The organism is Micromonospora qiuiae (genome assembly GCF_016863555.1).
In the GTDB taxonomy this organism is placed as follows: Bacteria; Actinomycetota; Actinomycetes; order Mycobacteriales; family Micromonosporaceae; genus Micromonospora; species Micromonospora qiuiae.
On record NZ_BOPC01000027.1, the window covers coordinates 69,878 to 90,519 of the forward strand.

The 20,642-nt window shown below is 71.2% G+C and carries 12 protein-coding genes; 3 read left to right on the top strand and 9 right to left on the bottom strand.

Annotated features, from left to right (window positions below):
• Positions 1-38 precede the first annotated feature (38 nt).
• Complete coding sequence (locus Vqi01_RS10795; RefSeq protein WP_204034599.1) at positions 39-3,695, bottom strand: tetratricopeptide repeat protein; 3,657 nt, start codon at positions 3,693-3,695, stop codon at positions 39-41.
• Between the two features lie 656 nt (positions 3,696-4,351).
• Between Vqi01_RS10795 and Vqi01_RS10800 the strand changes: the two genes are divergently transcribed.
• The 3 genes from Vqi01_RS10800 (at position 4,352) to Vqi01_RS10810 (ending at position 8,594) form a co-directional block, all read left to right on the top strand.
• Positions 4,352-5,737: a helix-turn-helix domain-containing protein gene (locus Vqi01_RS10800; protein WP_204034600.1), complete on the top strand. Its 1,386-nt coding sequence runs from the start codon at positions 4,352-4,354 to the stop codon at positions 5,735-5,737.
• Positions 5,734-7,023 carry a helix-turn-helix domain-containing protein gene (locus Vqi01_RS10805; RefSeq protein ID WP_204034601.1) on the top strand — a complete coding sequence of 430 codons (1,290 nt, stop codon included), beginning with the start codon at positions 5,734-5,736 and terminating at the stop codon, positions 7,021-7,023. Before Vqi01_RS10800 ends, Vqi01_RS10805 begins: the two co-directional genes overlap by 4 nt.
• A 236-nt stretch (positions 7,024-7,259) precedes the next feature.
• Positions 7,260-8,594, top strand: a complete 1,335-nt coding sequence (locus tag Vqi01_RS10810) for a carbohydrate-binding protein (protein WP_239098313.1) — start codon at positions 7,260-7,262, stop codon at positions 8,592-8,594.
• A 200-nt stretch (positions 8,595-8,794) separates the two neighbouring features.
• Here Vqi01_RS10810 and Vqi01_RS10815 read toward each other — a convergent pair whose 3' ends face one another.
• The 8 genes from Vqi01_RS10815 to Vqi01_RS10850 all read right to left on the bottom strand — a co-directional run bounded on the left by Vqi01_RS10815 (position 8,795) and on the right by Vqi01_RS10850 (position 20,618).
• Positions 8,795-10,192: an acyl-CoA synthetase gene (locus tag Vqi01_RS10815; protein ID WP_204034602.1), complete on the bottom strand. Its 1,398-nt coding sequence runs from the start codon at positions 10,190-10,192 to the stop codon at positions 8,795-8,797.
• Between the two features lie 437 nt (positions 10,193-10,629).
• Positions 10,630-12,177 (bottom strand): phospholipase D-like domain-containing protein, encoded by a 1,548-nt coding sequence (locus Vqi01_RS10820; protein WP_204034603.1) that lies wholly within the window; start codon positions 12,175-12,177, stop codon positions 10,630-10,632.
• Positions 12,170-13,348: a hypothetical protein gene (locus tag Vqi01_RS10825; protein ID WP_204034604.1), complete on the bottom strand. Its 1,179-nt coding sequence runs from the start codon at positions 13,346-13,348 to the stop codon at positions 12,170-12,172. Before Vqi01_RS10825 ends, Vqi01_RS10820 begins: the two co-directional genes overlap by 8 nt.
• A complete protein-coding gene (locus Vqi01_RS10830; protein ID WP_204034605.1) occupies positions 13,345-16,614 on the bottom strand; it encodes a DEAD/DEAH box helicase in 3,270 nt (1,089 codons plus the stop codon). The genes Vqi01_RS10825 and Vqi01_RS10830 overlap by 4 nt, the downstream gene beginning before the upstream one ends.
• An 11-nt stretch (positions 16,615-16,625) precedes the next feature.
• The gene (locus tag Vqi01_RS10835; protein ID WP_204034606.1) at positions 16,626-18,071 is read right to left on the bottom strand and encodes a TIGR02710 family CRISPR-associated CARF protein; all 1,446 of its coding nucleotides are present in this window, start codon (positions 18,069-18,071) and stop codon (positions 16,626-16,628) included.
• A 373-nt stretch (positions 18,072-18,444) separates the two neighbouring features.
• A complete protein-coding gene (locus Vqi01_RS30680; RefSeq protein ID WP_239098314.1) occupies positions 18,445-18,864 on the bottom strand; it encodes a hypothetical protein in 420 nt (139 codons plus the stop codon).
• 319 nt (positions 18,865-19,183) lie between these two features.
• Positions 19,184-20,098, bottom strand: a complete 915-nt coding sequence (locus tag Vqi01_RS10845; RefSeq protein ID WP_204034607.1) for a DNA-processing protein DprA — start codon at positions 20,096-20,098, stop codon at positions 19,184-19,186.
• Between the two features lie 178 nt (positions 20,099-20,276).
• The gene (locus Vqi01_RS10850; RefSeq protein ID WP_204034608.1) at positions 20,277-20,618 is read right to left on the bottom strand and encodes a hypothetical protein; all 342 of its coding nucleotides are present in this window, start codon (positions 20,616-20,618) and stop codon (positions 20,277-20,279) included.
• Between the last annotated feature and the right edge of the window lie 24 nt (positions 20,619-20,642).

The window sequence follows — 20,642 nt, forward strand, 5'->3', positions numbered from 1 at the left end:
ACTGTCCAATGTGACCATGATCGGCAGTCGAACGTTGTCTATCGGCCGTCGAGTCGGGCTCTGATTTCCCCGATCGTCGGATCGTCTGCCGGAAGGTTGCTCGTCGCTATCCGCAACGCGCGTTTGAGTAACGAGATCTCACTCCCAGGTCGGCCGCCCTCTCGGTAACTGGCGGCGAGGTTCATTAACCGGAGCACCAGGTCCGGATGGTGTTCGCCACCGGCCTGTTCGGTGATGGCCAGTGCGCGTTCCTCGACCTTGATGGCGCTGCCGAACTGGCCGTGGTTGTAGTAGTAGTAGCCGAGACAGCCGAGTAGTTCGGCGAGATCGAGATGATCCCTTCCATACGTCGCTTCGGCCAACGCGACTGCCCGGCATTGCAACAGGATCGCCTTGGCATACTGCCCGGCCCCGGCATGCGCCGAGGCGAGCCGGGTCAGTCGGGGCAGCACCTCGCGGTCGTCCTGCCCATACAGTTCCTCCGCGAGGCCGAGAGCACGTTCGTCACGGGCGAGGGCCTGCCCGGCCTGCCCCGCCATCCGGTGGCTCGCGGCCAGGCTCTCCACCCGTAGCAGCAACTCATCGCGGTCTCCGGACGCCTCGGCGATCTCCAGTGCCCTGGTCTCGAACGGAATGGCCTCCGTTGCCCGGCCAAGTTCGTAGTAGGTGAGACCGAGGCGTACGAGCAGGGGAGACACCTCGGGATGACGTGGACCGTACAGGTGCTCCATGATGGCCAGTGCGTGATGCAGAAACGGTAGGGCTTCCAGAGGCCGCTCCAGCCGGGCATACGCCGAACCGAGCATGCTTAACGACTCGGCGACTTCGTCGTGTTCTTCGCCGTACTCATCCCTGGCGACCTCGACGGCGCGTTCCAACAACGGCACTGCCTCGGCCCATCGGTCCAGGTCGCTGTACGTGATGGCGAGATTGTGCAGACGCAGCAGCAGTTCCGGCCGGGGCGTGTCGGGGTCGGCTGCGACGATGGCCAGTGCTCGTTCCTCCAGCGGTGCCGCCTCGGCGTACCGTCCGGCCCGGTGGTAGGCGGTGCCGAGTAGGCCGAGCTGTTCAGCCGTCCGGGGGTGATCGGGGCCGTCGATCGCCTCCGCGATGACGAGTGCCCGCTTCAGGGTCGCGATCACCCGCTGGGGCCGGCGCAGCTTGCGCTGCAGGCGTGCGGCGGTGTTGAGCCGCTCGATCAGCTCCTCGTCGTGCCGGCCGTGCGTCAGCTCGATGATCCGCAGGGCGCTCTGACACAGCGCGTGCGCCTCGTCGAACCGGTTGAGGTGCTGGTAGTTGTCGGCGAGGGCGTCCAACCGGGGTACGAGGTCCGGGTGATCCTCAGGCACCAGCTCGCGTGTCACGGCCAGCGCTTGGCGGTTGGCCTTGGCCGCGTCGGTCACCCGGCCCAGGCTCTCGTAGACGTCGGCCAGCTCGGTCAACGTGTACGCCAGCTTGGCGTGCTTCTCCCCGTACGTCTGCCGGGTGATCTCGACCGCACGTTTCAGCAGCGGCTCTGCGTCCTGGAACCGCCCCAGCCCGCGGTAGCTGTTGGCGAGGCCGATCAGCCGATCCGCTACGTCTCGGTGGTCGAAGCCGAAGTGGGTCTGGGTGATGGTGAGGGCGCGCTGGTCGAGCCGCCGGGCCTCCTCGGCCCGCCCTTGCAGTCGATAGGTGGTGGCCAGCCGGGCGAGGCAATCGGCGACGTCAGGGTGGTCGGGGCCATGCCGGGACTCGGTGATTCGCAGCGCCCGCTCGTGCAGGTCGGCTGCCTGCGTGACCCGTCCCAGATTCCGATAGGTGCTGGCCAGATCGTTCAGCCGGGTGGCGACATCGGGGTGATCGTCGTCCAGGGCCGCCGTGGTGATCTCCAGCGCGGCTTCTTCGAGCTGCAACGCCTCCTCGTGCTCGTCCAGCTCAGTGCGGACCGCGGCCAGGGCAGCGAGGAACGTCGCCAAGTATGGGTGCTCCGGCTCCAGCCGGCTTTCGGCGATGGCCCGGGCCCGCTGGGCCAGTTGCAGGGCCTCGGCGGTCTGCCCCAACTCGCGGTAGCTGCCGGCCAGATCAATCAAACGGCGTGCCACATTGATGTGCTCCGACCCGAGTTCTCGCTCGGTGATCGCCAGGGCGCGTTGCTGCAATGGCACCGCCTCCTGGGTCTGGCCGAAGTTCTGGTACACGGCGGCAAGGTTGGCCAGGTGCAGCGCGACGTGGTAACTGTCTGAGCCGTACGCCTGCTCGGTGATCCGTACCGCGTCAAGCAGCAGCGGTACGCCCTCGCTGGCTCGGCCGAGCCCCGCGTAGGTGATGGCGAGGTTGCTCAACCGGGTGGCGATGTCGGCGTCGTCCGCCGCGTGGCTGCGTCTGGCGATCCGGAGTGCCTCCTCCTCCAATTCGACCGCGTCGGCGGGCCGACCCAGCTGCGAGTACGCGACGCCAAGGTTGCCGAGCAGCGTCGCCAGCTCCGGATCGGTCAGAGTCGGAGCAGACCTGCCGATGTCAAGGGCGAGGCGCGCGAACTTCATGGCCTCGCCGTAGCGGCCCTGACTGGCGGCGAAGAGGCCGGCCTGGTTGAGCAGTCGACTCAGCGTCCAGTCCTGGTTGTCGGCACCGATGTTGTCGGCCAGGGAGTGGACGTGTGGCAGCAGGCTCCACCAGCGAGGCCAGCCGTCCATGTTCTCGTCCGGATCGCGGGGCATCGCGGCGTCGATGAGATCGACGGCGAGACTGGCGGCCGGCGTGAGACCGGTTTCGGTCCGTTGTGTCTGCGCGCCTCGCAGCACCGCTTGGACCAGCCGGTGGATGCTTACCGTGGCCGGTGTCAGGCTGACCATGCTGTAGGAGTGCAGCAGGCTCAGCAGCCGGTTCGCGTCGTTGACGCTGCCATCGGCAAATGTGGTGACCAGATCGCGGGGCAGGTCTGTCGGGCCGAGCCAGGCGAGCACGTCGAGCAGATCGACGGCGCGTGGATCCTGCTCCATCAGCGCGTCGAGGGTGATCTGCCAGACCTGGCTGACCGCCAGCTCCTGCCGGGCGCCGGGGGCTACCTCCGCCATGGCCGCCGGAAGGCCGGTCACCAGCCGGTCGGCGTACGAGGACAACGGCTCCGCGGCCGCCTTGACGTACGCGATGGCCTGTTGCAGGGCCAGCGGAAGGCAACCCAGGGCGGCAGCGATCCGTTCCGCGGCGACCCGGTCCCGCTGGCCGGTGCGCTGAATCAGCAGGTCGACCGCCTTGGCGGGGTCGAGCATGTCGAGCCGGACGGGGCTGAGCCCGTAGTCGACCCAGTCGACATCGCGGCGAGTGGTCACCAGGATGTGACCGCCGTCGGCATTGGCGAGGATCTCGGTGATATCGGCCGGATTCTCGACGTTGTCGAGGACCAGCAGCCAGTCCGGGTAGCGCTGCAGCCAGGCCATCGCCCAGTCGGCGGCGGCCTCGGGAGGAGCGGACAACCCCGGTGCCAGCCGGCGGGCCACCTGGGCGAGGCCCTGAGTCAGGTTCGTCGAACTGTCGGCGGTAATCCAGAAGACCGAAGAGTATTCCGCCCGCTTCGCCGTCGCGTACTGGAGGGCCAGCTCTGTCTTGCCGACTCCGCCCAGGCCGGCGACACTCTGTCCGACGACCCCGCCCCGGCCGGCCATGGCCCGCGTCAGGTCAGTAAGAGCGCGATCCCGACCCACGAATATTGCCACGGGGCGTCGGGGTGCCATCCACACCCGTCGTCGGCCGATATCCTCAAGCGGAGGCAGGTTGGCCGGAAAATTGTTGATCGTTGCGTTGTCGCCGGTCGCGATGGTGCTATTGCTGATCGTCCCGCCCGCGAAGGACCGTTCGCCGCCCGCACTGACCCGTCCTGGTCCCGGGCTGCCGGGGCGGCCCCACCGCTGGTCGGCACGATTTCCATCGGGGCGGCTCAACAGATCGAGTCCTATAGTCGTGATCTTTCCGCAGGTGCGAGAGTCATCAATGCTACATGGATCCTCGAGGGCGCGATCGTCAACGGGCCGAAGGTGTCACTGCCGCCTCCTTCTCCGTCGTGGCGTACACCGCCCCGAGCATGCCTCCCGCGGCCTTCAGTGCCTCGTCCTGAGAGTGCACATAGGTCTTCATGGTGAAGGCCACGTTGGCGTGGCCCAGCGCCAGCGTCCCGGCACGTTCTTCTACCTCGATGACGCAGCGGCCGATCTCGTCGCGCGCCAGGGGTTCCGGCTGCCGACGAGGCGCAGGTATAGGTAGATGAGGTGGCCGCAGTGGCGGCAGGTCGCGTCGCGCTGTCCGCCGGGCGGCAGTCGCCGCTGCCCTGGGTCGCGGCCCAGGCACTACGCTGGTTCGGGTCGAGAGGAGCCCGATGTCGCACACCGCGACCCACGCCGGTCACCCCGGCACCGACGGTGGCGAGAGCGTTCCGCAGATCGGGCAGCAGGCCGGCTCGGCCGACGGTGAGCTGCTGCGGGAGCCACTCGGTGACCGGATCCGCCGGCTGCGGGTGGCTCGGGGGCTGACCCAACGGCAGGTGGCCGGCACGCGGTACACCCGCGCCTTCCTCGGCGCGGTCGAGGCCGGAACGCGTACTCCCAGCCGTGACGCCTTGGCCCATATCGCCGGCCAGTTGGGGACGTCCGTGGACGACCTGCTCTTCGGCCGGCCCGCGAACGTGACCGCCGAGCTGACGGCCCGGTTGGAGGCTGCCCGACGCGCGTTGTCAGCCGGCGAGCTGCGCACCGCCGAGCGGGACCTGACGGACGTACACCGTCGGGCGGAGCACTACCACCTGACCGAACTCGCGTGCTGGGCGCGGTATCAGCTGGCCGAGGCGCTGCTGCACCGAGGGCGGGCGAGCGAGGCTGCGGCGGCGTATGACGAGCTGGCGGTGGCCGTGCAGGGATCGGCGTCGCCGTTGCGGGCAGCGGTAGCGGCCCGCCGGGCGTACTGCCTGCTGGTGGGCGGCAACGCCCCCCGCGCCGTGGCGCTGCTGGAAGCCGAGCTGCGCCGGCTGGGTGCGGCGCCGCCGGTGGACCCCGATGCCGAGCTGAGGTTGACCAATGCGCTGATGTACACGTTTCTGGAGTTGGGCTGGCGGGACCGGGCGCGGCGGCTGGAACGCGCGGCGGCGGTGCTGGTCGACCGCGCCACGAACCGCGAGTGGGTGGCCCAGTTCCATGCGGTGGCCGGCCAACTGCGCCGCGACGGTGAACTCGACGAGGCGGACCGCCATCTGCGGGAGGCGGCACGCCGCTACGCCGAGCTGGGATTGACCCGCGAGATAGCCCTGTGCCACTGGGGCCGGGGTTATGTGCTGCTGCGGGCGGGCCGACCGGCCGAGGCCGAGGCGCAGTTGCGGCGGGCCCGTGACATGCTCGGCGAGGTCGGCGCGGTCCTCGACCACGCGGGGGCGACCTTGGAGCTGGCGGAGGCGTGCCGCCGTGTGGGCGCGCTGGCCGAGGCGGGTGAGCTGGCGCTGGAGGCCGCGCGGGTGGCGGCGGCCGGCCGGCACCGGGAGATCATGGCCGAGGCGGACCGGGTCCGGGGGTTGGTGCGGGCCGCGGAGGGCGACAGCCCGCAGGCACGTCGGTTGCTCGCCCGATCCATCGACCGGTACGAGCGGGCCGGGCTGCTAGCGGAGGCCGTGGTCACCTGCCGTCACCTCGCCGATTTCCTGCTCGCCGCGGGAGAGCGCGCCGAGGCCATGGTGGTGCTCCGGCGTGGCCTGCAGGCGGCGGAGCGGCTGCCATGACGATCGACGTGCCCGCGGTGGGCCCCCGCATCCAGCGGCTGCGGACCGCCCTAGGGCTGACCCAACGGGCGCTGGCCGAGCCCCGGTACACGGCGGCGTACGTCTCGGCGGTGGAGAGCGGCCGACGGGTTCCGTCCGGCGAGGCGCTTGCCCATTTCGCCGACCGGTTGGGCGTGACACAGACCGACCTGACCACCGGCCGATCGCCGGCCGACCGGGTGAGGTTGCTGCTGCGCCTGGTGCGGGCCGCCGGCGTGGCGCGCACCGACCGGGCGGAGGCGGAGGCGACCTACCGGGAGACGGTGGACGCCGCGGCGACGTTCGAGGACGCCATCCTCGGTGCTCGTGCCCTACTCGGCCTGGCCGACATCGCGCTGCGGGCTGGGCAGACCGATGTGGCGGTGGCACACGTGGGCCGGGCCGAGGCGCTGCTGTCCGGTGCCTCGCCGCATGTACGGGCCGAGGCGGTGGTGGCCCGGGCGCAGGTGGTGGGCCGATCCGGCGATCCGCGCTACGCCACCTTCCTGCTCGCCGAGGCCCGCGACACGTTGCTACGGGACGGGTATCCCGATCCGGCGATGTTGCTCGATCTGCACTCGGAGCTGGCGCTGTGGCACGGTGAACTCGACGATGAGCCGGCCGCGGCGGACGCGGCAGAGCGGGCGCTCGCCTTTGCCGTCCTGCCGGATCCGGCCGGCGTCGCGGAGCTGCACCTGACGGTGGCCGAGTCGCTGCTCGTGGACGGGCGCGCGGCGGAGGCGGAGGCCGCCGCCGAACAGGCCCGGCAGGCAGCTCGGCAGGCGGCGTCGAGTGTGCAACTGGCCGCCTGTCGTCGTGCCCGCGGCCGACGCCGGTGGAGCACCGGTGACGTCGCCGGCGCCCTGATGGACCTCACTGCGGCACACGCCGCGTTGGTCGCTGCCGGGTACGCCACGGCGGCGGCCGAGTGCGGCGTGGAACTGGCGGAGATCTACCGCACGATCGGGCGCCGGGACGAGGCTCGGGAGTCGCTCGGCCCGGCCGAACGGGTCGAGGAACCGGAGGTGCGGGCACGGGCCGCGCGGCTGCGCGGCCTGCTCCGCGCCGACGTCGGCGACCGGGCGGGCGCGGAAGGAGACCTGCGCGCGGCGCTCGACGGGTACCGGTCGGCCGGTCGGCGTCGGGAGTTGGCGACCACGGTGCTGCTGCTGGCGGAGTGGCTGCAGCGGTGGGATCGGCCGGACGATGCGCTCGACCTGCTGCACGCAGGGTTGCGCGAGGTGGAACTACTCGGCGACCGGCGGTGACCGGCGCGTCCAACTCGTGGTGAGGCAGCGGATACCGCGGGTGGGCGGGAGTACTCACGGGACACGGCCACGCTCCGAGGCATCTGGTCGCCTGTATTGACGCCTCCGGATGCCTGCCCTACCGTAGGGAAACACAGCGCACAACAACAGTTAACAGGCTGGTAGCCCGGCCCTGGGCTGCGCACCGCGCACCACCGACATCCCACCCCCACCGTCCTCATTGGGAGGAGACCCCCATGCGCCGACAATCAGCCATGGTGCTGGCCACGCTGAGCGCCGTCGCCCTGGCATTGCCGCTGACCCTGGCCGCGCGGGCCGACGCCCGTCCCACCGCCTCCACCGCCCCCGCCGTCGCGGCCGCCCCCGACGGAGTCGCCCCCGAGATGTTCGCCGCGCTGCAGCGCGACCTACGGCTGACCGCGGCGCAGGCCCGGGCTCGCCTGGACACCGATGCCCGGGCCGGCCGAACCGAACAGGTGCTGCGCAGCATCCTCGGCGACCGCTTCGGAGGCGCCTGGGTGGCGGACCAGGGGGCGACCGTGACCGTCGGCATCACCAGCCCCGCCGATGCCGCCACCGTGCGTTCCCTCGGTGCCGAGCCCGTCCGCGTGGTGCACACCGAACGGGACCTGGACCTGGCGGTCGAGCGGCTCAACCGGCGCGCCGCCACAGCACCGGCGAGCGTCGTCGGCTGGTACGCCGACCTGCCCGGCAACGCTGTGGTCGTGCTGGCCCGCGACAGCGGCGCAGCCGCCCGGTCGTTCGCCGCCGCCGGGCTGCCGGCCACCGCCGTACGGGTCCAGAACACCACCGAAGCGCCCCGGCCCTACATCGACGTGATCGGCGGGAACGCCTACTACACCGGTAGCAGCCGCTGCTCGATCGGTTTCTCGGTCCACGGCGGGTTCGTCACCGCCGGGCACTGCGGCCGGGCGGGGGCACGCACCTCGCAACCCGCTGGCACCGTCCGCGGCTCCACCTTCCCCGGGCGCGACTACGCCTGGGTGCAGGTGGACGCCGGCAACACCCCACTCGGTCTGGTCAACAACTACAGCGGCGGCACGGTCGCTGTGGCCGGCAGCACCGAGGCACCGGTCGGGGCGGCGGTCTGCCGGTCCGGGTCCACCACCGGTTGGCGTTGCGGCACGATCCAGCAGAAGAACGCCTCGGTCACCTACCCGGAAGGCACCGTCACCGGCCTGACCCGCAGCAACGCCTGCGCCGAGCCGGGTGACTCCGGCGGCTCCTGGCTCTCCGGCAACCAGGCGCAGGGGGTCACCTCGGGCGGCTCGGGCAACTGCCGCACCGGTGGCACCATGTACTTCCAGCCGGTGAACGCGATCCTGGCCGCGTACGGTCTCACGCTGGTCACATCCGGCGGTGGCCCCGGCCCGACCCCCACCGCCACCCCGACCAGCAACCCGCCGGGCACGACCTGGCAGGTCGGCACCACGTACGCCATCGGAGCGACGGTCACCTACGGCGGAGCGTCGTACCGCTGCCTCCAGGGGCACACTGCCCAGACCGGCTGGGAGCCGCCCAACGTCCCGGCGCTCTGGCAGCGAATCTAGCCACCACGCACAGGGTCCCGGGCCAGGCCGCCGAGCGCGGTCGGGCCCGGGTCCGTGCCGTCACCCCATCGGGATGTCGACACCAGAATTGCAGGGCCAGTTGACGGAGGCGAAGGCCAAGGTGACCGAAACCCCGGAACAACAACTCGCCGCACTCCTGGCCAGCGGCGACACCTGGACCGTCAACTGACGGCAGGGGTTCAGCCCAGCAGGGACTTCTGCACCTTGCCCAGCGCGTTGCGCGGCAACGCGTCGAGGAGGTGCACCCGCCGAGGGCGCTTGTGGACCGCGAGCTGCCGAGCCACGAAGTCAATCAACTCCGGCTCGGCGGCCCCGTCCGCAACCACGTACGCCGTCACCCGCTGCCCCAGTTCGTCGTCCGGCACGCCGATTACCGCCGCCTCGCGTACCGCGGGGTGGGCCAGGAGCGCCTCCTCCACCTCGCCGGCACCGATCCGATAGCCCCCGCTCTTGATCAGATCGGTGGAGGCGCGTCCCACGATCCGATGCCGTCCGTCCGGTGCGACCGTCGCGATGTCTCCGGTACGGAACCAACCCCCGGGCAGCCGCACCGCGGCGTCCGCGTCCGGGCGGTCGAGGTAGCCGTCGCACAGGGTCGGCCCGCGTACCAGCAGTTCGCCCAGGCTCATGCCGTCGGCCGGCACTGCCGCACCGTGCTCGTCGACCAACCGGGTCTCCACCTCGGGCAGCGGCCATCCCACGGTGCCCGGTAGCCGGGGTCGGTCGACCCGGGCGCTCACCGTGATCAGCGTCTCGGTCATGCCGTACCGCTCCACCACGCGGTGCCCGGCCAGTCCGTGCAACCCGTCGAACACCGCCGGCGACAGCGGCGCGCTGCCGGACACCAGCAGCCGGGCACGGCGCAACGCCCGGGCGGCCGTCGGCTCGGCGCAGATCCGCGACCACACGGTCGGCACCCCGAACAGCAGCGAGCCGCCGGCTGCGGCGTACCGCTCCGGATGCGGACGGCCCACGTGGTCGAGCCGGCTGCCGACGCGCAACGGCCCCAGCACGCCCAGCACCAGGCCGTGCACGTGGAACAGCGGCAGCCCGTGCACCAGCAGGTCATCCGGCGTCCAGTGCCAGGCCTCGGCGAGCCCGTCGAGGCAGGCGGCGATCGCCCGGCGTGACAGCAGCACACCCTTCGGCAGCCCGGTCGTCCCGCTGGTGTAGAGGATCAAGGCCGGGTGGTCGTTCGGTGGCTCGGGGTGGCGGCTTGCCGACCGGTCGCGCAGCGACACCGGCACCACCGGCAGGTCGCCCACCTCGGCTGGGCCGCCCTCCGGCTGAAGTACCGCCGCCACGGCGGAGTCGCGCAGAATGTGTGCCCGTTCCATCGGGCCGGCGTCCGGTGGCACCGGCACCACGGTCACGCCCGCCAGCAGCCCTCCGACGACGCCCACCACGGTCTCCAGCGAGGCGGTCGCCACCACCGCCACCCGGTCCAGCCCGTGGATCCGGTCGGCCACCGCCGACGCGCTCTCCCACAGGTCGGCACCGGAGATGGCTCGCCCGGCGACCCGGATCGCGTCCGGATGCTCGTTCGGGGCGTGCGACAGGGCCGACAGCAGGGCCACGCGAAGCCTCCCGGGCAGCGGACACGGGTCCGTCGGAGCGGCCGGCCGGGGTCCGACGGGCCTCGGCCCGACCGTAGCTTCACCCGGCGGCCGGCACCACCCCTATCCGTCGCCGACCGCCACGCGCGGCGTGATCTCCAAGTCGACGAGGGCGTGTCGCCATTTCGCCGTAATGGCGGTGCCCCGATCGATCGGACACCGCCGTACCGACGGAACGGAGTCGATCAACTGGCTGCGGAGGCTGGTACGGCGATCGGCGGCCTCAGTCGCATCGACGGGGTCACCGAGGGCCGGGACCGGTCGGTGATGATCGGGCCACCCCGCCCAAGGGCAGGCGATGCGAACCATCAGCCGACCGAGTCTGACTCCGTATGACCACAGTGACACCAGCCGGCCCAAACGTCACCCGCCGGCCCGCCCGATGCCGATGATTCGGTTCAATGGAGTCGGGCCAGCACCGCTGGGCAGCAACCCCGCTTCGAGCGGGCGGTGCCGGAGCCGGGGCGCTCGGCGTACCAGTCACGCATCCGGGTGGCGGCGTCGCGCGGGCTTTCTGCCACGGTGAGCGCGAACCGCGCCGGGTGGGTCGGCCGGAGCGTGGCGACGACGTGCGCGACGTACAGCCGGAGTTCCTGGTCCTCCTCCCAGAGCACCGGGCCGGTGACCGCCGCGTCGACCAGCCGTCGCCAGTCGGTGTCCGCCGCCGACACGGTGAGCCGGCTGCCGTACGGCCAGCGTCGCCGCCATCGGGCACCGAGCTTTTCGTCGAGTTCGCGCTGGGTCGGCGCGGATGCGAAGGACAGGTTGGCGTGCTCCATGGCATGCCGGAAGTAGCGCCGGGCCTCGGCCAGCACGGGCCGACCGTCGAGCCGGGTGCCCACCTCGACACCGGAGAACATCCCGTGTACGGCATCGAAGTTCGCCGAGAAGAGCGCACCGTACCGGCCGTCGGCGATCACACCCTTGGCGTGGGTGGCCGAGTCGCCGTGGATCGTCACGCCCAACTCGGCCAGTGCCGCCGTGTCGGCCCGGTGCTCGGGAACGTTGTTGCGGCCCCGGACCAGCAGCCGTACGTCGAGGTCGTACGCGGTCATCGCCCGGCGCAACGGATCGAGCAGCAGTTCGGGCCGCTCCCGGATGCCGACCAGGCTGAAGGTGGCGAGGAGCAGTTCCTGCCGGGCTCGACCGATCACGTCGTGCAGGGCGGCGAGGATGCCCCGTTCCCGGTGCGGGCCGTCCGCGTCGTCGCCGTCGTACGTCCAGATCACGCCCGGTCCGGCGGCCAGCGGTGGTGCTACGACCGGACTCGCTGCCGGAGCGCGCCGGTGCAGGGCGTACTCGCCACCGGGCAGCGCCGCCCAGGTGCAACCGGCGAACCAGAGCCGGGTGAAGAACCGGGCCAGCCGGTCGACCTCGGCCGGGTTGCCGACCAGCACCCCGTTCTCCCCGGTCGCCGGCCGATCGGTGTCGACCAGGGCGCTGGTCTCCAGGTTGGCGCTGGAGACCAGCGCCACGCTGTCGTCGACGATCAGGAACTTGGCGTGGCAGCCTTCGTGCCCGCGCAACGCGATCCCGCGCCGGGTCAGCTCGTCGAACCGCTTCTTCTGTGCCTGCACGTCGATCCCGTCGACGTCCTCCACGCTCGACAGGTCGCGCCGCAGCGACTGCTCCGTCCAGGAGGTGACGACGTACACCCCGCCGTGCAGCCGGTCCACGGCGGCGAAGAGTGCGTCCAGCAACTCCTGGTCGCCGATCCGGAAACTGGCCAGGAAAATCTTGTGCCGGGCCGCCTGGATCAGCTCGATCGCCGTCCGGCGGATCGAGGTGACCGAACCCCGGTAGGTGAACCGGTGACGGTATTCCGGGTCGGTGTCGGGTGCACCGAGGAACGGCTGCCCGGGGGCGTCGCGGAGCAGGAAATATCCCTCCGGCGCGGCGATCGCGCCCAGGTCCAGGCTCTCCGGCGTGGCGGCACCCTCAGGCATAACGGAAGTCCTCCGTCTCGCGTAGCGCGTACACCAGACCGGGAAAGCCCAAGCGCCAGGCGCGGTGGCGCAGTTCGGGGTTGTTGGGCAGGGCGGTGAGGTCGGCACCCGGCGCGGCGGCGGCGGTGATCCGCCGATCCACGTCGATCAGCTCTTCGGCGGTCCGGTCGGCGCCGACCAGGTCGATCATGATCTCGATCAGGGCGTCTTCGCCTCGGGCGAGCAGCCCGAGCGGTAGCGAGAGGTTTCGGCCCAGGTCGGCGAGGCGCCGGGCGGCCGCCCCGGAGATCCAGCAGCGCCAGCGGCCCGGGCCGGTCCGCTCCGCCCGCGGGGCCACCCGCTTCGTCCAACCGAGCAGCCCGTCCCAGGCCCGGGCACGGGTGGCCGGGTCGTGCAGCGCGTCGACCAGCCCGAGCCAGTGCCGGACGAGCCCGACGGCGCCGGGCAACTCGATGCTCACCGGGTCGCGCCTGCCGTCCCCGGGCAGGGTGAGAACCGGTCGGTACCCGTCGTCGTCCGCCCGCAGCTCCCCCCGGCACCGGTGTACCGGGCACCAGCCGTTGCGGCTGATCACCGGTGATCCGTTCGTCACCTCAGCCACCTCGGTGATCTCCCCGTCCACCCCGGCGAGCGTGCCGGCGGCCAACCGTCTGCGCAGTTCGTCGGCGAGCGTGCTGCCGGCCAGTTCGGGCGGCATCGGGGCGTTCCCGGCCGACCGGGGACGCAGCCGCTCGACGTCGCGTAGCCCGGAGGAGCGCGGGTCGAGCGCGAGCAGGTCGCCGGTGCGCGGCAACAGTACGACGTCCAGGCTCTCCGGGCGCTTGCGATAGAGCGTCTGACTCCGAGCGGCCCGCCTTGCGTCGGGCCACAGTGGCCGGTAGCCGTCGCCGTCCGGCATCAGCGCTCCGGTGGCGACCAGCCGGCGGGCCGCCACCGGCAGCAGCGTCGCCCCGGGCAGGTTGGTGATCTCGAAGAACTCGTCCGGGTCGGCCCGGCCGGTGGCCATCGCCAGCTCCAGCACGAACCGCTCCAGCGGCGTCATCCGCACCGGCGCGGCGCGTTCGAACGACACCCCGCGCCACCACCGGATCGGCACCAGCACCTCGGGTAGGACGGCGACCGTCCCGGGTGCCGGCTCGGCGGGCGGGTCGGCCGGAACGAACTCGATCACCCGATACCCTTCGCGATCTCCATGTCGGACCGTGTGTCCAGCAACCGGAACAGGTTGCGGTAGAACTCCTCCGCGGCCGGTACGCCGTTCAGCTTGCGCAGCGTCGGGGCGTGCCCGACCAGCACCAGCCCTCGACGGGCCCGGCTACAGGCGACGTTGAGCCGACGGATGTCCTGCAACCAGCGACCGTAGCGGGCCGACGGGGCGCCCCGGCCGACGAAGGCCCGGCAGAACGACAGGAAGACGAGGTCGCTCTCCTGGCCCTGGATCTTGTCGATCGCGTCGACCACCTGGAAGTCGAGGGCCCGGAAATCATCGAAGGTCGGCCCGCCGAGTCGGCCCCGGATTTCGGCGGCCTGCCGCCGATAGAACGTCAGCACGCTGACCGTCACCCGCTCGCCGCCCGACCGTCGCAGCCGCGCCTCCCAGGAGCGGCACATCCGGGCGATCAGGTCCGCCTCGATTTCGTTGACGAAACCGCTACCGACGGTGCGCTCCCTCGCCCGGCCGCCGTAGACCGAGGTGTCCACCAGCACCACCGGCGTGTTGGTGCCGCCGTACCGCAGCGGTGTCACGTCCGGCCGCTCCGGTGTGAGGTAGTCGCCGCCGTACACCGGAGCGGAGATCAGCGACGCGATCGGCTCGATCATCCGGCGTTGCACGCGCAGTCGCTGCCGCAAAGCCGACGGCACGCCGGCGACCGACACCTCGAAGAGACTGCGCACCAGGTGCTCGCGCATCGCCTTGAGCAGGGTGCGTTCGGCGTCCACGCCGCCTTCGCCCAGCCGGCGCCAGGCGGCCTCGAAGGTGGGCCGGTACGACTGCCGCCAGGTGCCCGAGGCCCGCAGCCGCTCCGCGGTCGCCAGCACGGTGTCGGTTCGGAACTGGTGCAGTTCCTCGTCCTCGGTCCAGAGCGCGGCCAGGTGGTCGACTGCGGCCGGTAGGTCGGCGGCGGCGCCCCGACCGACCATGTGCAACGCGGAAAGGGCGTGCAGGTGGTGCTCGTCGGCTGGCTCCACGTACGGCGGGAGCTGATGCTCGTCGCCGACCAGCACCCAGCGGCGGGCGCGGACCGCCCCGATCAGGAACTCGCTGTCCACCACCCGGCTCGCCTCGTCCACGATCAGCGTGTCGAAGTCGGCGTCGCCGAGATCCCGACTGACCCCGGTGGTCGTGCAGCAGATCAGGTTCGCCGACCTTCGCAGGTCGGCGTCGACCTGGTCGGCCAGCGACTCCGGGGAGCCGCCGGCCAGCCCGGAGAGTTCGAACCAGCGTCGCTCCAGGTGGATTCGCTGCTCGCGTCGGGTCAGCTCGGCGTCGAGCCGGTCCCGCCACCGCCGTACCTCCGGCTCGGGTCGGCCGACGGGATCGTCGCCGGTCAGCGTGCGTACCCGGTCTGCGGCGTGCTCGGCGGCGGCGCGGCTTGCGTCGCTGTCGGCCTGCCTGCGCTGCACCTCCGCGCGGTGCTGCTGTTTCCCGGCGACCCGCTCCGCCTCCAGGGCGGTGGTCCGGGTCAGGGCCGCCTGTCGGCGGTCGGTCCAGGACCGCCGGTCCTGGTCGAGCCGGCGGCGCTCCGCCTCGCTGGACCGGTACGCCTCGCCGAGCCGGGTCAACTCGGTCGGCGACCCGAAGAAGGCCCGGACCGAGGACCAGATCCGCTGGCTCATCGGCACCGCCGCGAGCTGTGCACGAAGCGCTTCGGCCCGGGCCGCTACCGCAGGCAGCGTCACCGCCAGCCGGTCCAACGCGCCGGCCGCTTCGACCGCCGCGGCTCGGCTGGCGGCCAGGTCGGCCGCCAACCGCTTCCGCCAGGCGGCGCGCTTCCGCTCCGCCGACCGCAGCTCCTCGGTGGCCGCTCGCCGCCGGGCGTCGGCGACCAGGTAGGCGTCGACCGCGTCGCGCCGCTGTCGCAGCCCGTCGGCCTCGGCCTGCCAGCGTCCGGCCTGCGAGGTGGCCGGTCGGCGGGCCTGCCGCAGGTACGTCCGACTGACCTCCGTCGGCAGGTATCGGCGGAGTTCCCTGGCGACCCGGGACTCGTCCCAGGAGATCCGCAGCGCCAGGATCCCCGGCTGGTCGGCCAGCCGTCGCAGCACCTCGTCGACGGCCACGTGCATCGGGGCGAGCAGCAGCACCCGCTCGCCCCGACCGACGAGCTGGCGCACCACCTCGGTGATGACGGTGGACTTGCCGGTGCCGGGTGGCCCCTGCACGTGGTAGGCGTGCGGACTCCGGACGGCGCCGGTCACCGCCGCCCGCTGCTCCGGGTTGAGCCGGTCGTCGAAGTACGCCGGCAGTGGCGGCATCGCCACCACCGGCAGCCGCTGCGGGGCGCAGAGCAGCAGCGCCAGGTGCGCCCAGTCGCCCTCGACCTGCTCGCCGAGGAACCGGCCCAGTGCCGCGCTGTGCTTGCCGAGCGCGAACCGGCCCTGCTGCTCCAACCGGACCGGAGTCTGGGGCGCGATCGGCGTGCCGGGTGCGGCCAGGGCGAGCATCGGCTCGTCGCCGTCCAGTTCGGCCGAGAGCAGCCGCAGCTTCGCCGTCACTTCAGGGCCGCGCACCGTCACCGTCCGGCCCTCGGCGAAGGTGACCCGATCGTCGAGTCGGAGCCAGAGCACCGGCTCCTCGGCCAACCGGCCCTCGCCGACCACGGTCGCGCTGCCGCGTACCGTTCCCTCGTGGTTGCTGCGCTGCTCCAGCAGTTCGAGCATCTTCAGCAGCGGCTGGTACCGGCGGCGGACCTGGGCGTGCAGGTCGGCCCGTGGCCGGGGCGGCGACGCGCTCCGGTGCAGCTCGCGGCGCGCCGCGTCACGCAGCGACCGTCGCCGTTGGATGACTCGGAGTCCCTCGGTGAACGCCTTCACCAGCTCCGGGAGATCGCAGTACTCCTCGTGCCAGACCGGTGCCAGGCGGACCTCGCGGGGCCGGACCTTCTCGGTGCGGCCCAACCCGCGCGCCGGTTTCACCGATGTGACGTACGCCTGGGGCACCCCGCTGTCCCGGGCGGCGCGTGCCTGGGCATAGACCTCGAACCGGGTGCCGGTCAGCCGGTAGTAGGGGCCGTCACGCCCGGTCAGCTCCTCGACCAGCAGACCTCCGGCCAGGTCCGTCCGAACCTCTTCGAGGTCGTGGTCGGCGAGCCAGCGAGCCCGTTGCGGGTACGACAGGCACACCTCGGCCCGCTCCGCCGCGGAAGGCGAGAAAAGTTCCGGCTCGGTCGCCCGGCAGTGCTCCTCGGCCCACGACTGCGGAACGCGTAGCTGCTCCATCCCGGCCGCCCTCACCGGTCGTCGCGGAGGAAGCGGAGCCCGGCGCAGAGCTCGTCGACGTCGTTTCCGTCCCCGTGCAACGCCCAGTACGCCGTGAGTAGTCTGGCCGCCTCCGTCCGCAGCGACTCGGTGTGCTCGGCCGCGATCGGCTCGGTGCCGTGGGCCAGCACGGACTTGTTCCGGGCCCAGGTCCGGTCGCGCAGCTCGCGCAGCCGTCCCGGGTCCACCAGCCCGGTGCGGCGGGCCAGTTCGTCGTCGAGCGAGGCGAGCAGGATCGCTGCGGCGAACAGCGTCAGCTTGTTGGGTGGGCCCGCGGGGGCGGGCGGGGTGAGCGAACGGGACACCTCGGTGTAGCGGGCCCGGACGGCGGCCGGGTCACCGAGGCGGGCCCAGTCGCAGTCGTCCGGGTCGAACCCCGGGTAGTGGTGCCGCAACCGGCTGGTCAGGCAGGCCTCGATGGTCCGATAGAACAGCAGCGCCGCGAAGTCGTGCCGGCCGAGCTGCTGGTAGTGCAGCCCGAGGACGTAGAAGCAGACCACGAAAGCGGTGGCGTCGCCGGCCGCCAACCGGCGGGCGAAGGCCAGCTGCCGGTCGATCGTCGTCGCGGTTTCCGGCCGCAGGTGTCGGCGGTCCTGCCGCAGGCTCTGCTCCATCGCGGCGACCGCCGCCGGCAGCGCGGCCAGGTCGAGGTCGCACCAGGTCCGGTACAGCTCGGCGAGGGTACGCATCAGCCGGGCCCGGCCCGGCACCGCGATCCGTTCGGCGATCTCGTCGTAGCGGCGGCGAGCCGCCTCGAACGCGCCGGACCGGAACATCTCCAGGGCCCGGGCGAGTTCCTGCTCGCCGAAGAGAGTGGTCGGGTTCTCCAACGAGATGAGCCGGACCTCACCGTGCCGGAGCTGCCGGGTCACCGGGTCGAACTGGTTCTCGATGTAGGTCAGCCCCAGATTGAGCTGCCAGGCGGCCAGCGCCGCGGCGGCACTCATCACCTTCCGGCCGCCGGTGATGTCGATGACCGCGTGCCGGCCGTCCCGCCCGGCCAGCTCCCGCGCGATCTGCTGGTACATGTCGATCGGGTCACTGGCGTCCACCGGTACGTGCCGGAAGTCCTGGTAGCGCAGCCGGTCCCGGCCGACCAGCCGCTGGCCGATCAGGTCCACACTGTCCGGTGCGTCCCGTGAGGTGATCACGACCAGCCTGATCGGGCGGAGCAACTCGTAGGTGAGCACCGTCGGGGTCGCCGCGAAACCGCAGAGGCTGATCAGCACGTCGACCTTGCGTCGAGGCAGATCGCTGGCGGCGCGGGCCCGGGCGACCGCGTCGGCGAGCAGATGGTCGAGATAGTAGGCGGTGGCCTGGAGCGCAGGGCTGCCGTCGGCGTACCGCTGCTCGCCGCGTTCGATGCGGCGCATCGTCTCGACTCGTTCGGCGAAGGACCCCGCTTCGTCAGACGGCATGCCTGACTCTATCGAACACGCTCGCTCACTGTGCGACACGTTCCGTGCCAAGGTTACGAGGGACCGTGCGGGTTGAGCGGGCCGTACGTGGCCAGCAGGTATTCGCGGACGGGGTGCTCGGCGACTGAGGATCAGGTCTACGCTGCATCCGACCCAGCGCCGCGGCCACCTCCCGGCATGTCACCCAGGCTGACAAGTTTCGATAATCTCCGGCAATGTCCAGCCCTGGTTCCCCGCCGGACGCAAAGAGGGTGCCCTAGCCGGCGGGCTCTGTCACGAAGTCGATGAGGCGCTCCATGGGCCCGCCCATGGCTCTCAGACCGCTACGGCACTTTCAACAGGCTGCCCGAATCGGCGCCGACAAGTCTTGTGATCAGTCGGCCTCCGCCGCGCATCGAGTGGTGTCGAATACCGGTTCAGCGATGGCATCGAGCAGCCGCCTTGCTGGCGCATAGTTCGGATCCACGTGCCGACCGAGGACGATCGTGGCCACGGTGGCGGCACCTGCGACCTTCAGGGCGTAGGCAAGTGACTGCACGCGGGCACCTGTCGTCCAGGTGTCTTCGAGGATCAGTGCGTGGATCGGCGTGCGGGACGAGGGCAGGGCCGGAGCGAACCAATCGGCGTGGAAATCGTGGTCGTCCGGCCCGTAGTTCGGGTTGACCGCGCTGGCGATCCAGGGCAGACGGAGCCTACCGCCGACGAGCTCGGTGAGCGGGTGTTCCCCGGGACGGCTTCGGGTGCTGGGGACGGTGATGACATGCGTTGGCGGGGCGCCGGTGCGGGTCGTCACGCAAGCAAGGTGGTTGTGCAGAAAGAGCAGCAGGAGGGCGAGCAGGTTTCGCCGACTCTGCTCGGACCGGGCTGCGCCTTTGTACGTCCGGAGATTGTGGTGGTGCTGCCAGGTGCGTGGGGAGTAGGAAATCGGAAGGATGAGGTCTGCGAGGACGCCGCCTGATCGGGTCAGGTGAGACTGACAGCGGAAACAGAACGCGAATCCCTCACGCCGAACCCCTCGGCACGTGGGACAGATCCAGGGGTACGCCGGCAGCGGATTGCGTAGGTAGCCGCGCTGGACTTCGACGTATCGGCGGATAATGGTCCAGCGATGGTCAGTGGAGTGCGAAGTCAGGGAAGTTCTCCAGGCCGGCTTCGGTGGGCTGGTAGCTGAGGATGTCATCGACGGCTTCCAACAGTTGCGCGGTGCCGTGGACGACGTAGACGCCGGGTTTTTCGGCGAACGCCCTGGCCCAGTCGCACTGCATGACCTGACTAGTGAGAACGACGGGGCGGCCGTGCTGAAGAGCGAGCCGGGCCTGGACGCGAGCTCCGCTGGTCTCGCCGGCCTCGACGACGACAGTCGCGACTGCATAGCCGCTCATCACAGCGTTGCGCATGGGAAAACTCTGTCGGCTCGGCGGGGCGTCGGGCCAGAACTGCGAGATCACCAGCCCCACGTCGGCGATGTGATCCTGTAGGCGCCGGTTGTCTGTCGGGTAGTACCGGCGAATCCCGGTGCCGACGACGGCGACGGTGCGCCCTCCTGCCTCCAGTGCGGCGGTGTGAGCAGCGGTGTCGATGCCGCTGGCGAGCCCGCTGACCACGGTCACTCCACGCCCTGCCAAGGTGGTGGCGCACGCTCGGGCGATCCGTAGACCATCCCTACTTGCCTTACGGCTGCCGACAACGGCGACCGCCCGGTCATGAACCCGCAGGTCACCTCGGCTGAACAGGAGCGGTGGCATCTCCCGGATGCCGAGCAGTTGGGCTGGATAGGTGGCGTCGAAGAAGGCGTGGACGCCGATCCCCTCCGCCTGCCAATCGGCGATCTCGGCGGCGGCAGCGTCGAGCAGGTTGGTCGTCGAATCCGCATCCGGGAAGAGTGTGTCGGATTGGCCGACTGTGTGGTCAAGGACGGCCTTGGCGCTGCCGTTCTCCTGGATCTGCAGCGCCGTCTCCGGCCAGCGGGCATGAGGACGACGGAGCAGGGCAACCAGGGCCGCCCGCTCGATCGTCTCAGTGTCCATGCGCATGATGGTAGGCCCTGGCCCGCCCGCATGGCTCGACCATCCCGGCCGCTGCTGCCGGTGGGAGTTCTCGCAGGATATCATCGCTCGAACATATGTTCGACTCCGCTCAAGGTCAAGCGAGACCCGGAGGGCAGGAAGGTGGCGGCGGCCAGAGGCCGTGCCGGGTAACGACGGCTCAAGAGTCCCCTGTTGGCCGCTCGGCCGGGACCAGGACTTCGCTGCCGGACCAGTTGATGTTGTCGTCCGCGATTAACTTGTCCGGCTCGTCGTCCTCGTCGAGCGTGGAACAGGCTGCGTAGTAGCGCCCGAAGCCGTAGCTGCCGGCCGTCAGGGTGGCCAGTGCCCAAGCCCGAAGCTGATCGCGCAGCGTCTCCGGCGCCCGCTCGCTGACCGGCACCTGAATGACTCCGAGCAGGTCGTACCACTCATCCCGGGTGCCGGCGTCGACCACCCGGCAGAGCGACAGGGCATGCCGCACCTCCGGCTCCCGGGAAACCCACCTGACCTCACTCAACATGCCGCCTCCCGCGTCTTGTTCCGA